Here is a 16,465-nt window from a genome sequence, read left to right as displayed (position 1 = left end):
GGAGGTAAACGCGTGCGGGAACGGGTGAAGGGTTTTTTTCGAGGTGTGGCCGGCATGCTGTGCGTGCCGTTGGCATTGCTGGCTGCGCAGGCCAGCGCCGCTGAAACCAAGGTGTTCGAGAACAGTTTTGGTCGAGTCGAGGTTCCCGTAGCCCCGCACTGCATCGTGTCTTTGCATGACTTCAGTCTGACGGCCCAATTGCTCGAGCTGGGGGTCAAGCCTTGTGGTTCGACGGGGAGAAAGAAGCTGTTCTCGGATGTGCTGTTTCGTGGAACGCAGGAGCGATTCAATGTGGCGGGTATCCAGTACATCGGTTCGCACCAGTCACCCGACCTGGAGGCTATCGCGGCCTTGAAGCCTGACTTGATCGTGGGGTTGTCGTATCACGCCGACATCAAGGAAAAGCTCAGCAAGATCGCCCCGGTCGTGCTGCTGCCTGCCCGGGAAAGCGACATCAAGACCTACGCCAAGGAGCTCGCCGAGCTGGTTGGCAAGCAGCAGCGCTATGAAGAGATGCTCAACGAGTATCAATGGGTCGTCAGTGAGTTCAAGAAGCGTGTGAAAGATCCTTCGCGCATTACCGTCACGACGTTGGAAGTCTACAGCGATGGCTTTCAGCTGATCGGCCGCGGCGGCATGGACGACGTCATTGCCGATTTTGGCCTGGGGCGTGTCGCCGCGTATCGCGAGGCGCGGCAGAACGTGCCTTACAGCCTGGAACGAATCGGCGACTTCGACAGTGATTTCATTATCGATACCTATGAAGAGCTGCTCGACTCAGAAGCCAGCACAGCGGCGTTTCGCCAGTCTCCCCAGTGGCAGAATCTGTTTGCAGTGAAGAACCGCCAGTTCCTGTACCTCAACCGCAGCCGCTATGCCGATACGATGCAGGGTCTGCTGGGTTCTGCCTATTTGCTGATGTCCCATGTCGCTGAGCGGGAGAGCGTGCTGCAAGGCAAATGAACGTACCATTTGCGATACAATCGATACTAATGACAATGATTCTCTATTGCAGTTGTTAGTCGTTTGTATTAGTTTGTGCTCTCGAAAAATACGCTGATTGGAATGGCGGGAGGGCTTTTATGGAAAGCGGTTTGGTGCGTGCACAGGTTCAATCCATGGATGATGTACCGGGTAACGAGCAGAACCTGCCGTTCATATTCCAGGCTCCGCTTGTCGGCGATGCCTGGCAAGCCAGCCGAGCGCAGATCCTGCAGGCAGTGGAATCCGAGTTGCCTCGTGCCGGTGGTATCTTGTTTCGCGGTTTCGCATTCAAGGATGAAGCGGACTTCGAAGCGTTTGCCCGCAGCTTCGGTCACGAGCTGCTGACCTACGACTATGCCTCCACCCCGCGTACCAAGCTCAACAACCGGGTATACACCTCCACCGAGTACCCGGCCCATCAGGTCATCCCGCTGCACAACGAGCAGTCCTATTCGCTGAATTGGCCGATGAAGATCTGGTTTCATTGTGTGCAGGCCTCACCGGTCGGCGGTGAGACACCCATCGCCGATAGCCGCCTTGTTTACCGACAAATCGACCCCGCTATCCGTCAGCGCTTTGCCGAGAAGCGCCTGATGTATGTGCGCAATTATGGCAATGGCCTGGACTTGCCTTGGCAGCAGGCTTTCAGCACCGAGGACCGTTCGCAGGTCGAGCGCTTCTGCCGCGCCAGCAATATCGAATTCCAGTGGAAGGACGACGGTGAGCTTTCCACTCGCCAGGTCTGCCAGGCCGTGGCCCAGCACCCGGTGACCGGGGAGTGGGTGTGGTTCAATCAAGCGCATCTGTTCCATATCTCCAATCTTGCAGCGCCGGTACGCGAGACCTTGATCTCCATCGTCGGGGAGCAGGGCGTGCCGCGTAACGTGTTTTATGGCGACGGCTCGCCGATTGAACTGCAAGCGCTGGAGCACATCCGCGAAGTGCTCCAGCGCTGTCAGGTGACCTTTCCCTGGCAGGCGGGTGATGTGTTGATGCTCGACAACATGCTGGTCGCTCACGGTCGGTCCACCTTCCAGGGGACGCGCAAGGTCGTGGTCGCCATGGCGGAGCCTGCCTCGGCAAGCTGATCGCCTCCGCCTTTCAGAAGGCCGCCGCAATGGGCGGCCTGTTTCGAACAAGCACAATGAAGGACATTAAATGCTCGATCGCCTGATGCATCGCTGCTGGTTGCGTGGAGTTCGCCTATCGATAGCCGAAGGTGGCGTAATCGTTACCCACGGATCGCCAGGCGCGCTGGATGAGGAACTCAGTGCCCAGCTCCACGCACGCAACGCCGAAGTGCTGCAATGGCTGCAACGGCACCCCGACTATTTCGACGCCCGGCCACTGACGGATAACGAACAGGCCCTCTGGTTTCTTCAGCGCCTGGAGCCTGACAGCTGCGCCTACAACATTGCCTATGCCGGACGGATCAAGCCACGCTTGGTTACCCAAGACCTGCCCCAGCGCCTGCAAGACGCCTGGACGACGGTGCAACAGCGCTATCCGTTGTTGTGCACGCCCTACGCCGAGCGCAACGGTGAGTTGCTGCAGTGGAGTCATCGCGAGCGTGTCCAACCGTTGCAGTGTGTGGCATTGCAAGACGCGGATGCGCAGACGTTGCAGCAACGTATCACTGAGTCGGCCGATCGTCCCTTCAGATTGGAAGACGGCGACGTCAGCCGGGTCGTCCTGTTGAGCAACGCACGTGACGGCCATGTCGAGCACACCGTGCTGCTGGTGATCCATCACATCGCGGCGGATCTGGCCACGTTCTACATCGTGCTCAATGAGCTGTTCGCGCTGATCCACGATCAGCCGCTGCCCGCCGTGAATCCCGACGCCTATCGCGACTATTGCAGTGACTTGCATATGCGTAGCGAAGCGGCCGAGCCGGTGGAGCTGGCATGGTGGCAGGCACAGTTGGCCGACGCGCCGGCCTTGGAGCTACCTACGGATTTCCCCTATGGCAGCACCCAGGCATTCAAGGGTGGGGAGTTGTCGGTGCGCTTCGATCCGTCCACAACGGCACGGTTTCGTGCCGTTGCCCGAGAGTGGGGGGTGACGCCGTATGTGCTGTGGTTCTCGCTGTTCCAGCAATTTCTCGGGGTGCTCTCGGGCCAGGACGACTTCGTCCTGGGAACGCCCAGTGGTTGGCGCTTGCGGCGCGAACACGTCAACCTGCCGGGGTACCTGGTCAACCCGCTGCCCATCCGCTGCCGGCTGCGTCGGGATCTGTCCAGCGGCGAATGGGCAAGGCAGGTAGACGTTACCGTCAAGCAGGCCCTGCAACACCGCCATTATCCGTTCTCGCGCCTGGTCAAGCAGTTGGACCTACCGCGGCAAGCGGGCAGGGCGCCGCTGTTCCAGCACATGTTTACGCTGAACAAGGAACGCATCGCGCCGTTCGAGCAGTACGTCGACCGCTTGCTCTCGGAGCAGCGAGGCGCGGCCCACGAGTTGAACATGGTGATCATCGACGAAGAAGAAGGATTTCTTTGCCGGTGGCGTTACAGCAAGGCGTTGTATCGCCATGAAACGATCGAACGCTATCGGGACCAGTTCGTCGCCTTGGCCCTTGCGGCGATCGAACAGCCCCAGGTGCCGTTTGCCGAACTCGATTGGTTGGCGCCCGAGCAGCAGTCCTTCCTGAAAGGGGAGGATGTGCCGGTTGCCGTGAGCAACGCCTGGCAGGCGTTCACTGGACAGTGTGGGCTCAAGCCCCAGTCGATTGCCCTTCAGGATGAGCAGGGTACGCTCAGCTATGCCGAACTGGGACGTGCAGTGGTCGCCCGTGGCGAACGTTTGCAGGAGAACTCGAGTCTTGCCGGCGAGCGCATCGCCCTGTGCCTGCCGCGCAGTCGTGAGCTGGTGATGCACATGCTCGCCACGTGGCAGTGTGGCGCGACCTACCTGGCGCTGGATCCGCAGTGGCCGTCGTCACGTTTGCAGGACATCTGTCAGGACGCCATGCCCAAGGTGTGGATCAGTGAGGGCGAGCGTCCCGAATGGCTGCCCGAGCGGGTCCGGTGGTTGGCGTTGCCGCCTGCACCCTTGTTCAGCGAATCACCTTTGCGCGCGCCCCTGGCGGCCGATCTTGCGGCTTACGTGGTGTACACCTCAGGCTCCAGTGGCCGGCCCAAGGGCGTGAAAGTCAGCCAGGGCAACCTGATTCATTACGTGACCGGCTGCCTTGAACGCCTGGACCTGCCGGCCGATGCGAGCCTGGCCAGCCTGGCCAGTTGTGCGACGGACCTGGGGCATACCGCCCTGTTCGGCGCACTGCTGAGCGGCCGCTGTCTGCGCCTGCTGGCCGAGGATTTGGCCTTCGATGCCGAAGAACTGGCTGCCGTACTGGCGCGCCAACCCGTTGACCTGCTGAAAATCGTGCCGTCGCACCTCAACGCCTTGTTGATCGCCAAGGACCCGCAGCGGTTGTTGCCACGTCGATGCCTGGTTGTCGGTGGCGAAGCCCTGAGTCACGACCTGGTGACACGCTTGCGCGCATTGAAAGCCGACTTGCGCATCGTCAACCACTATGGCCCCAGCGAAACCACTGTCGGGGTGTTGACCCATGAGGTCGATGCCAGTGGCGCAGCACCGTTGGGACGGCCACTGGCCAATGTCCAGGTCAGCGTGCGCGGCCCTGACGGTGCCCTGTTGCCAACAGGCGTCAGCGGCGAACTGTACATCCAGGGGGCGACGGTGGCGCTGGGTTATCTCAGTGCCAGCGACGCCGACCACGCACGCTTTGGTGAGCACGGTTATCGCAGCGGTGACCGGGTACGGCTCAATCACCAGGGGCAGATGGAGTTTCTCGGTCGCCTCGATGAGCAGGTCAAGATCAGGGGCTACCGGGTAGAACCCGCCGAGGTCGCGGCACAATTGCGCGCCATGCCGCAGGTCAGCGACGTCAGGGTGCTGAACTGCCCCACACCGTTGTCGGGCAATCGGCTGGTCGCCTTCCTGGTCACGCCGCCGGCCGCGCTGGCCGACATCCAGGCCGCCTTGCAACTGCAATTGCCGGATTACATGCAACCGGCGCTATGGCATTGTCTCGACGCCTTTGCCCTGTTGCCCAACGGCAAGGTCGATCGTCAGGCGTTGTTGCGCCTGGCTGAGCAAGCGACGGCGCCATCCCATGGGGCAGGGCAGTCGAATGAGCGGCCCTTGAGCGACGTGGAAGCCGCCTTGCTGGACATCTGGCGGACGATGCTCGGCAATCCCGAGGTGGGACCCGATGACAACTTCTTCGCCTTGGGCGGCGATTCCATTCTCGGCTTGCAAATCATCGCCCTGGCGCGTCAGCAACAGATTCTGATGACGCCCAAGCAACTGTTCGCCGAGCAAAATGTGCGGGCCTTGGCCCGTGTGGTGCAGACCCCACAGCGCAGCGTCGAACGGCGCCTGCTCGACATCGCCCGGGAGATTCTCAATAACCCGGACCTGCGAGTCGATGACAATTTCTTCGCGGTCGGCGGCGACTCGATTCTGAGTCTGCAGATCATCGCCCGGGCCAAACAGCAGGGCCTGCAGCTCAAGCCCAAACAGATCTTCGAATCTCCCACCGTGCGTGGTTGGGCCGAGCAGGCGGTGGACCTTGGCGCGGCGAATGAGCGGCCCGCCAGCGACAGGCCCGAGCCCACCGCGGCGTTTGCCTTGACGCCCATCCAGGATTGGTTTTTTGCCCAGCGACAGAACCTGGCCGAACACTGGAACCAGTCATTGTTACTGGCCCTGGACGAGCCATTGGATCAGGAACGGTTTAGCCGGGCCCTGGCCGCGTTACTGGAGCGTCATGCCAGCTTGCGCCTGACCTTTGAAGCGTCCTCGCAAGGCTGGCAGCAACGCTATCAAGGCTTTTCCCAGGACCAGGTCAACGCGCTGTTCCGGGTGGAGGAAGCCCCCTTGACCGAAACCCTGCTGCAACGTTCGCAGCAGGGTTGGAACCTGGCCCAGGCACCCTTGATCCGCTGGGTGTATTTCACCCAAAGCCGAGAGCTGCTCTGCACGGCCCATCACCTGTTGATCGATGCGGTGTCCTGGCAGGTTCTGCTGCACGAGCTGGAAAGCCTGTATGTGCAACCGGACGCGGTGTTGCCCGCCGTCACGGCAGGTTTCCATGTGTGGAGCGAGGCTTTGCAGCGCCACCGTAGTGAACCTGAGGTGCTGGCCCAGGTGGATTACTGGCGCGACCAACTGGCCGCCGAGGGCAGCGTGCCTGAACAGGTCAGTGTGTACGGTGAGAGCCGGACGCTGGAGGCGCAACTGTCGGTCGAGCAGACCCGGTTGTTGTTGGGCGATTGCCACGCGGCCTACGGCACTCAAGTTCAGGACCTGTTGGTGGCAGCCTTGGCCGGGACCATTGGACAGTGGCAGGGACGCGAACGCGTCACCCTGGAACTGGAAAGCCACGGTCGCAGCGGCTGGGAACAAGGTCCCGATCTGTCCCGTTCGATCGGTTGGCACACCAGCCGCTATCCATTGGCCATCGACACCTCATGGGATCTTGAGCACTCGATCATCGCGGCCAAGGAGGCCCTGCGCCGCCTACCTGAACAAGGCCTGGGTTATGGATTGCTGCGTCTTGACCCGGCCAACGGCCTGGGAGCGGCCTCGCTGTTGACCTTCAACTACCTGGGGCGCGTTGACCAGTGGCTCGAGGCCTCCAGTCTGTGGCGATTGGCCCGGCCGATCTGCCCAGGCATGCGCGCCGACAGCACCCGCCGCACGCATCTGCTGGATGTCACCGCGCTGGTGAACGAAGGGCGGCTGCACATCGAATGGCGCTACGACCCGCGGATCCACGAGCCCGCGTTGGTCGGCGAGTTGGTCCGGCAGTTCCAGCAGCGCATCGCTGCCTTGCTGGAGCACTGCCTGGCGCCCACGGTGGGTCGCGCCACGGCTTCGGACTTCGCTGACTCCGGCTTGTCCGACGATGAATTCCTGGGGCTGCTCGAACAACTCGAGCAGTGATTAACCCTGCGTCCCCATACATACAGGTTCGGATACCGTCAGCATGAACGACAAGGTCAAAGCACTTTCGCGCAATATCGAAGCGATTTATCCGCTGGCTCCCATGCAGCAGGGCCTGCTGTTCCACAGCCTGCTGCACCCGGGCAAGGGTATGTACCTGTTGCAATACCGTCATGTCATGGTCATGCCGAATCTCGATCTGGCGGCTTTCCGTCAGGCCTGGGCGCAGGTGGTGGAGCGCCATGAGCTGCTGCGCACCTCCTTTGTCTGGAAGCAGCAGAAGCGCCCGATGCAGGTCGTGCACAAACAGGTCGAACTGCCGATTACCTACGAAGACTGGTCGCATCTAGGCGAAGGCGAGCAACAGGAACGCCTGGAGGCCTTGCTCAGTGAAGAACGGGCCCAGGGACTGGATTTCACCAAGGCGCCCCTGATGCGGGTCAGACTGTACAAGCTGGCGCCCGACACCTACCAGTTCGTGCGCAGCTATCACCACATCCTGATGGACGCCTGGTGCTTCTCGATCATCATGATGGACTTCCTCAACGGCTACCGGGCCGCCCAGGAAGGTCGTCGCCTGAACCTGCCGGCGCCGCGCCCGTACCGCGATTTCATTCGCTGGCTGGAAACCCAGAAGCCGGAGGACCACCAGGCGTTCTGGCAACAGCGCCTGGCGGGGTTCGACACCCCCAACGAGTTTGGCTTCGGTCATGTCGGCCGGATCCAGGGGGCTGCGGAGCCCGTTGAAGACTGCGTCGAACATCTGGAGCTTGAGCAGACCCGGGCACTACAAAACGCGGCAGCCCAACACGGCATCACCTTGAACACCCTGGTGCAGGGGGCCTGGGCCTTGCTGCTGGCGCGTTACAGCGGCGATCGCGACCTGGTGTTCGGTATTACGGTGGCCGGTCGGCCGGTTCACCTGCAAGGCATGGAAAGCATCGTCGGTCTGTTCATCAACAGCCTGCCGCTGCGCTGGACCTGGCGCCCGGATGATGCGCTGGCCCTATGGCTGAAGGCCTTGCAGACCGAGAACCTGAGCCTGCGCGAACACGAAAGTGTGTCCCTGGCCGACATCCAGCGCTGGAGCGAAGTGCAGCGCCAGGACCTGTTCCAGAGTTTGTTCGTGTTCGAGAACGCGCCCATTGCCGCCGACTTGCGTCAAGGGCAGCTGGACTACCTGATCAGCGACATGGCCAACCGCACCCACACCAACTATCCCATCACGGTGGTGATCGTTCCGGGTGAGCGTCTGCATTTGCAATTGACCTACCAGACCGACTGGTTCCTGCGCGAAGAAATCGAGCAGATGTTGCGCCACTTCCGCACGTTGCTGCTGAACATCGGCGCCGCCCTGCACAGCAATCCAGGGACACCGTTGCACCACTTGGCGATGCTCGACGAGCGTGAAATCGCGCACCAGCATCAGGTCTGGGCCGGTGGCGGCCTGGCAGCCGACGAACAGCTGCTGCAACCCTTGTACATCGAGCGATTGCAGCAACAGGTTCGCCAGACGCCCGAGCGCATCGCCATGGTGCACGGCGAGAACAGCCTGACCTTCGATCAGTTGAACCGCGCCGCCAACCGTCTGGCCCGGCATCTGCGCGCGCAAGGTGTCAACGCCGACGACTTGATCGCGGTGTTCGACGAGCGTGGCCTGGACCTGGTCGTGATGATCGTCGCCACCCTCAAGGCCGGTGCCGGTTGGCTACCCCTTGACCCGCGCAACCCGCCTCAGCGGCTGGCCCAGGTCCTGCGCCAGAGCCGGACGCCGTTGCTGGTGCACAGTGCGGGGCAGGGTGAGCTGGCGATGGAGGCGGTGGACCTGCTCGAACAGCGTCCCAAGTCCGTACGCTATGATCCTGCGCTATTGAGCCGTTACAGCGATGAGGACCTGAACCTCCCGGTTCACGACCGTTCGTTGGCCTATTGCATCTTCACCTCCGGTTCCACCGGCACCCCCAAGGGGGCCATGGTGGCGCACGCCGGCATGCTCAACAACATCCTCGGCAAACTGCCGGGGCTGGGGCTCGATGCGAGCGATGTCATTGCCCAGACCGCGCCGCAATGCTTCGACATTTCTGTCTGGCAGACCCTCGCCGGCCTGGTGCTGGGGGCACGCACCGTGATCCTTGGCGATTGCATCGTGCAGGACCCCGATGCGCTGGCGTCGGCCATTGAACGGCACAACATCAGTATCCTCGAAGCCGTGCCATCGTTGATGCAGAGCCTGCTCGATGCAGGGCTCGAGCGTTCGCGCCTGCGCTGGGTGCTGGCCACCGGCGAGGCGCTGCCACCGGCCTTGGCGCGTCGCTGGTTCGACCGCTATCCCGCCATCCCGTTGATGAACGCCTACGGGCCAGCCGAGTGTTCCGATGATGTCGCCTTCCATCCGTTGCTCGAACGTCTGCCGGAACAGCGCATCAACGTGCCCATCGGTCGCGCTACGCTGAACAATCGCTTGTACCTGCTCAATGCCGACCTGCAACCCATACCGGCCGGCGCAGTGGGGGAGATTTTCGTTGCCGGTGTCGGCGTCGGCCGCGGCTACATGGCAGACCCGGCGCGCACGGCGGCGGTGTTCCTGCCGGACCCGATCGCCAACGATGGTTCCCGGCTCTATCGCACCGGTGACCTGGCGCGCTTCCTGCCCAATGGCGACCTTGAATACGTGGGCCGGACCGACCATCAGGTCAAGATCCGTGGACACCGCATCGAACTGGACGAAATCGAAGCCTGCCTGAGCCGTTACCCCGGCGTCCGGGAAGCGGTGGTCGTCGCCCGTGATGATCAGCAACGTTCCAAGGTGCTGGTGGCCTATGTGGTGGGGGAGGCACAAGCGAGCATCGAGGCCTTGCGCGAGCATGTCCTGGGCAACCTTCCGCCCTACATGACGCCAGGCGCATTTGTGTTCCTGGAGCGCTTCCCCCTCAATGGCAACGGCAAGATCGATCGCAAATCCTTGCCCGCCCCGGATTTCGCCGCCCAGAGCCAGGCCCGCTACGTTGCGCCAAGCAGCGAGTTGCAAGGCCAGATGGTCGAGGCGTGGCAAAGCGTGCTGGGGCTCGGCCAGGTGGGGGTCGAGGACAACTTTTTCGAGCTGGGCGGTCACTCGCTGCTGGCCACGCAACTGATTGGCCTGATCGGCAAACTCACGGGCAAGGATGTGCCGCTGCGTGTGGTGTTCGAGCGCCCGACCATCGCCGCCATGGCCGATTGGCTGGAAAACCAGGCCGGCACCGTGAAGGCAGCGCCCACGTTGTTGCCGCGTCCTGAGACGCTGCCGCTGTCGTTTGCCCAGCAACGGCTTTGGTTCCTGCAACAACTGGATCCCCACAGCCCTGCCTATAACCTGGCGGGCGCCGTTCGCTTGACCGGCCAGTTGCACATCGCCGATCTGCAGGCTGCGTTGCAGGCTGTGGTCGATCAGCATGAAGTGTTGCGCACCGGTTTCATCAACGAAGCTCAAGGGCCGAGCCAGGTGATCCTGGCCCGCACCGAGCTCGATTTGCCGTTGATCGACGTGCCGAGCGAAGAGGCGCTGCACGATTTGCTGCGTCAGGATGCGATGACACCGTTCGTGCTGGAAACGGCTCCGTTGCTGCGCGCCAGACTCTATCGCCTGGCACCGGATGCTTTTGTCCTGTCGTTGAACTGCCATCACATCGTGGCCGATGGCTGGTCGTTGCAGCTGATCATCGATGCGGTGTGCAAGCAGTACCGCGACCTGCGGCAAGGGCTGTCGACCGCGCTGCCGGCCCTGTCGATGCAGTACGCCGACTACGCGCTCTGGCAACACCAATGGATGAACAGCAAGGCGTGCGAGCAGGAACTGGCCTTCTGGCGCGAGCAGTTGGCTGGCGAGTTGCCGGTGCTGGAGCTGGCGGCCGACTTTCCTCGTCCTGCCCAGGCGAGCCAGGCCGGTGGGCGTGTTGAACGGCGCCTGCCCGACGCCCTGGCGGCACGCTTGCGCGCCTTCAGCGCCCGCCATGGCTGGAGCAACTTCATCCCGATGCTGGCCGCGTTCCAGCTGCTGTTGCGCAGCCGTGGCGGCGCAGACGACATTCTGGTCGGCGTTCCCGTGGCCAACCGGCACCATGGGGTGCTGCAACCCCTGGTCGGTTGCTTCGTCAACACGCTGGTGTATCGCAAGAAACTGTCGGGTGAACGCAGCCTGCTGCAACTGATGAGCGAACTGCAAGCGTTGTCCGTGTCGGTTCAATCCCATCAGGATTTGCCGTTCGACTACTTGATCGAGCAACTCGGCGTGGTTCGGCAGGTGAGCTACAACCCGCTGTTCCAGGCCATGTTCAACTACTTCCCGGGCAATGCCCTGGAGCGTTTCGAACTGACCGATGTGATCGCCGAGCCGTTGGACAATCGTCCGGACAGCGCCTTGTGTGACCTGCATCTGGACGTGCGTGACAGCGAACACGGCATCAGCCTGAGCCTTCAATACAGCAGCGACCTGTTCCGCGAACAGACCGCCCAAGCGATGGCCGAGCAGTACCTGGCCTTGCTCGATGCGCTGCTGGAGCAGCCGGGGCGAGCCTTGGGCGAGCTGGCGTGGCAATCGAGCGAAACCTCCCCGGCCCGCATCGAGAGCCCTGGCGTCACGGGCCATCAGGATATTCTCCAGGCCTTTGCGCTTCAGGTAGCCCGTCAACCCGAAGCGCTGGCCGTGCTGGCTGGTGATGAGCGCCTGAGCTACGCCCAGCTGGACCGGGCTGCCGAGCGACTGGCGGCAACCTTGCAGGCCCATGGCGTTGGCATCGAGGATCGAGTGGCCCTCAGTCTGCCCCGTGACGCCCGCTTGCCCATGGCGATGCTGGCGATTCTCAAGGCCGGTGCCGCCTACGTGCCATTGGCCGAAGATACGCCGCCGGAACGTGGCCGTTACATCCTTGAGGCGGCGCGACCCACGCTGTGCCTGGGAACTGCCGCGAGCCTGGCGGTGTTGGCGCAATGGAACAGCGGCGTGGCGCTGCTGGACATCGATGCCGCGAGCGCGACCGATCGCTACAAGGCGCCGGTATCGACGGCGGAGCAGCTCGCTTACGTGTTGTATACCTCCGGTTCCACCGGGCAGCCCAAGGGTGTGGCAATCAGCCGTGGCAACCTGATGAACCTGATGCTCGCGGTGGAGCAGGCCCTGCCAATGACGACCCGGGACCGGGTCCTGGCCTTGACCACCGCGACCTTCGATATTGCCATTGTCGAATTGCTGCTGCCGTTGGCACAGGGCGCCAGCATCCTGATGGCCGATCGCGAGCAGGCGCGTGATCCGCAAGCGATCGATCAACTGCTGATGGCCGGGCAGCCAACGATCATGCAGGCCACGCCAGCGACCTGGCGGATGCTGGTGGCGCATACCTCGCGCAGTTGGCAAGGCGTGCGGGCCGTTTCCGGCGGAGAGGCCTTGCCGTGCGCACTGGCCGAAGCCATGGAGGGCCGGGGTGCCAGGGTCATCAACGGTTACGGGCCGACAGAAGCGACGGTCTACAGCACCTTTGAACTGCGCAGTGGCGATGAGGGGGGCGTGGAGGTGCCGATCGGGCGTCCGGTGGCCAATACCGCCGCGTATGTCCTCGATGCCGATTTGCAGCCGGTGGCCGCTGGGGTGCCCGGTGAACTGTACCTGGCCGGGGCCAACCTCGGTCGGGGTTACTTCGCCGCGCCACGCCTGACCGCGGCGGCTTTCCTGCCGGATCCGTTCGTGCCCGGTGCGCGCATGTACCGCACCGGCGACCGGGTCCGCCGCAACAGCCAAGGCAGTCTGGACTACCTGGGACGTCTGGACTTCCAGGTCAAGCTGCGCGGTTTCCGGATCGAACTGGGTGAAATCGAAGCGCTGCTGGCCCGTATTCCCGGGGTCCGCGAAGCGGCTGTCGTGCTGCTGGGCAGCGGTGAAACAGCGAGCCTGGTGGGTTACTACGCCGGCGATGCGCTGGATGAAACAGTGCTGCGCAAGGCACTCGGTGCGCAATTGCCGGACTACATGTTGCCGAGCCAGTTCGTTCGCCTGGACACCCTGCCGCTAAGCCCGAGCGGCAAGGTAGACCGCAAGGCATTGCCGGCGCCGCAACAACGCGACGGCCAGCGCGGCACGTTGTCGAGCGAATGGGAGCAGGAGGTGGCCAGACTCTGGGAGGAACTGCTGGGATGCACCGACATCGGTGCGCACGACAACTTCTTCGCCCTGGGCGGTCATTCGTTGCTGGCGGCGCGTCTGGTGGCACGCATTGCCGAGCAGCATGGCCGGCGCCTGCCCTTGCGCACGCTGTTCGAGCAGCCCGTCCTGCGCGATTTTGCGGCGCAGGTGGCGGCCAAGGACGTTGAAGCCGAGGGCATCCTGCGTCCTTTCAAGGAATCCCTGGCGCCGCTGCATTTCACCCAGCAGCGCTTGTGGTTCCTCGATCGCCTGCAGGGGGATACCCAGGCTTATCACTTGTCTCTCGCCTTGCGTCTGGAAGGTCACCTGCAACCGGCGTTGCTGGAGCAGGCGCTGACCCAACTGAGCAGCCGCCAGCACAGTCTGCGGACGGTGTTCAGCGACACGGCCGATGGGGCGCGGCAGTCTGTCGAAGCACACTCGACCGTGCCGTTGAGCTTCGAGGCGCTGGAAACAGACGAACATTCGCCCGTCTTCGCGCTGAAACTGAGTCAGGAAGCACAACGTCCCTTTGACCTGACGGCGCCACCGCTGTGGCGGGTTCGTGTGTATCAGGGCCAGAACCTGAGCGTGCTGCAGGTCACCTTGCACCACATCATTGCCGATGCCCGTTCGCTGGAAGTTTTCTTCGACGAGCTGCAGCTGATTTACCAGGCCCTGCTGGAAGAGCGCAGTCCTTGCCTGCCGTCGCTGCCGCTGCAGTTCCCGGACATCGCAGCCAGTTGGCAAAGCCCGGCCGGGCAGGCGCGTATCGAAGCGCAGCTTGAATACTGGCGGCAGACCCTGGAAGGGGAGCCGCCGGTGCTGAACCTGCCGACCGACAAGCCACGGCCCGCCGAGCAAGGTTACAACGGCCAGCGCCTGCGCTTCAGCCTGCCGGCACCGTTGGTCAGGCGTCTGCGCGAGACTGCGCAACACCATGGGCTGACCGCGTTCGCGCCGTTGCTGGCCGCTTGGAAAATCCTCCTGGCCAGGCACTCGGGCCAACGTGAAATCTGGGTCGGCCTGCCAGTCGCCCATCGCCACCAGGCCCACACCGATCACCTGATCGGCTACTTCGCGACCACCCAAGTGTTGCGCAGCCACATCGATGCCCGGCAGCCGGTCGAACAGTTCTGGCAGCAGCTGCAAGCCACTCACCTGGCTGCCCAGCAGCATGCGGACGTGCCGTTCGAACGCTTGGTGGAAGCGTTGAACGTGCGCCGCGACCTCAGCCACACCCCGCTGTTCCAGGCGTTGTTCAACCTGATCCAGCGCGATACCGCGAAGGGCGAGGAGCGTTTCGCCGGCTTGTCTGCGCAGCGGCTGGCTGTGGAAAGCGACAGCGCCCTGGTGGATATCGGCCTGCACATCGAGCAATACGGTGATGACTGGCAATGCGTGCTGGAATACAACACAGACCTGTTCCTGGCCCGGACGGCCCAACGCTATGCAGACGAATACCTGCACCTGCTCGAAGGCATGCTGGAAAATGCCCAGGCGCGCCTCTGGGACATCGACCTGGCCAATACCGATCATGCCCTGGCCCTGCGCCCATGGAACCAGACGGCCGAGGCCTTGCCCCGCGAAGCGGACCTGATTGCCCGTTTCGAACGTCAAGTGGCGCTGACGCCCCAGGCGTTGGCGGTCGATTGTCAGGATCAGCAATTGAGCTATGCCCAGCTCAACGCCCTTACTAATCGCCTGGCCCATTGGTTGCGTACACGCGGCGTCGGCACGGATGACCTGGTTGCGGTGTGCCTGACGCGAGGCCCATGGTTGCTGCCAACCCTGCTGGCCATTCACAAAGCCGGTGCGGCGTACCTGCCGCTGGACCCACAGCACCCGGCGGATCGCCTGCGCTTCATCATCGAGCATGCACGTCCGGCCCTGGTGCTCAGCGAAAGCCTGTGTGGCGATGTGTTGGGCAGCGTCGACAATATCTGGCTCGATCAGTTGTCGCTGGAGGCGTGCAGTCCCGACAATCCGGTGCAGGCGATCCATCCCGCGCAGCGCGCCTATGTGATCTACACCTCGGGCTCGACCGGCACCCCGAAAGGCGTGCAGGTCACACGGGAGAACCTGAGCAACCTGTTGGCCGGTCTCGATCGGCAATTACCCCTTGGCACCGCGGATGTCTGGCTGGCCAGCACGACTTACGCGTTCGATATGTGCAAGCCGGAGCTGTTCCTGCCGCTGGTCAATGGCGCGGCCATACTGTTGGCTCGTCGCGAGCAGGTCGTCGATGGTTACCAACTGTTTGCCTTGCTGCGCCGCGCGACCGTGTTCCAGGCGACTCCCGCCGGCTGGCAGATCCTGTTGGAAACCGCCCAGGCCGACTGGCCGCCGGTACGCGGGCTGATCGGTGGTGAGGCGGTTCCCGCTGAGCTGGTGACCGAGCTGCGCAGTCGGGGCGTGGTGTTGATCAACGCCTACGGCCCGACCGAAACCACCGTCTGGTCGACCACCCAGGCGCTGCAAGAGGTGCCGTCCGGTGTGGCCGACATTGGCTCGCCACTGCTCAATACCCGCTGCTATGTGCTTGATGAAAGGCTGCGTCCGGTTCCGCTGGGCACCACCGGCGAACTGTATATCGCCGGCGCGGGGGTGACCCGTGGTTATCAGCACGCCGCTGCGACCACGGCAGCGGTCTACCTGCCCGACCCCTATGCCAGCGAGCCTGGCAGCCGCATGTATCGCACTGGCGACCTGGTACGCCGGCGCGATGACGGTCGACTGGCCTATGTCGGTCGCAGCGATTTCCAGGTCAAGGTGCGCGGGTTCCGCATCGAGCCCGGCGAGATCGAATCGCTGCTGCGTCGTTACCCGGGTGTGGAGGAGGCGGTGGTGATGATCGAGCCGCGCAGCCAAAGCCTGTTCGCCTGGCTGCAAGCACCGAGCGCCGTTGACCAGGCGGAACTGCGTCGGTATCTGGAAGGCCTGTTGCCAGGCTATATGATTCCGGCGGGTTTCATCACGCAGCAGCGCCTGGCCCTCAATGCCAACGGCAAGATCGACCGCAAGGCTTTGCCGGCGCCGCAGCCAGTCACGGTACAGGGGGTGGCGCCGCGCACCGAGCTGGAGCAGCAACTGGCCGAAATCTGGCAGGACCTGCTCGAATTGCCGCAAGTGGGGGTGTTCAACAGCTTCTTCGAACTGGGCGGGCATTCGTTGTTGGCGATGCGCTTGATGACCCAGGTCGAGAGTCGTTTCGGGATCAGGATCGAGCTGCGCAGCCTGTTCCACAACCCGACGATTGCCGGTCTCGCCGAGCAGATCGAGAAACCCCAAGGGCCCACGACCGACCAGGCCCTGGACGAAATGCAGCGCCTGTTATTAGAGATGGAAGAGTAA

Annotated in this window: 4 protein-coding genes; all 4 read left to right on the top strand. The window is 63.1% G+C overall.

Going from position 1 to position 16,465, the window contains the following annotated elements:
- The first annotated feature begins 12 nt into the window (after positions 1–12).
- Positions 13–963 carry an ABC transporter substrate-binding protein gene (locus BLU85_RS13605; RefSeq protein ID WP_256572869.1) on the top strand — a complete coding sequence of 317 codons (951 nt, stop codon included), beginning with the start codon at positions 13–15 and terminating at the stop codon, positions 961–963.
- A 155-nt stretch (positions 964–1,118) separates the two neighbouring features.
- Positions 1,119–2,072, top strand: coding sequence for a TauD/TfdA family dioxygenase (locus tag BLU85_RS13600; RefSeq protein ID WP_371128536.1), 954 nt, complete (start codon positions 1,119–1,121; stop codon positions 2,070–2,072).
- Positions 2,073–2,142: 70 nt separating this feature from the next.
- The gene (locus tag BLU85_RS13595) at positions 2,143–6,960 is read left to right on the top strand and encodes a non-ribosomal peptide synthetase (RefSeq protein WP_092202981.1); all 4,818 of its coding nucleotides are present in this window, start codon (positions 2,143–2,145) and stop codon (positions 6,958–6,960) included.
- 43 nt (positions 6,961–7,003) lie between these two features.
- Positions 7,004–16,465, top strand: a complete 9,462-nt coding sequence (locus tag BLU85_RS13590) for a non-ribosomal peptide synthetase (RefSeq protein ID WP_092202984.1) — start codon at positions 7,004–7,006, stop codon at positions 16,463–16,465.

Source organism: Pseudomonas sp. NFACC14 (assembly GCF_900106885.1).
Classification (GTDB): domain Bacteria; phylum Pseudomonadota; class Gammaproteobacteria; order Pseudomonadales; family Pseudomonadaceae; genus Aquipseudomonas; species Aquipseudomonas fluorescens_AA.
This window is presented reverse-complemented; position numbering and strand designations above follow the sequence as displayed.

What these genes read in the sequence shown, in the direction of transcription:
- BLU85_RS13600 (WP_371128536.1), top strand. Translation starts at nt 1,119, where the DNA reads ATGGATGATGTACCGGGTAACGAGCAGAACCTGCCGTTCATATTCCAG.
- BLU85_RS13590 (WP_092202984.1), top strand. Translation starts at nt 7,004, where the DNA reads ATGAACGACAAGGTCAAAGCACTTTCGCGCAATATCGAAGCGATTTAT.
- BLU85_RS13595 (WP_092202981.1), top strand. Translation starts at nt 2,143, where the DNA reads ATGCTCGATCGCCTGATGCATCGCTGCTGGTTGCGTGGAGTTCGCCTA.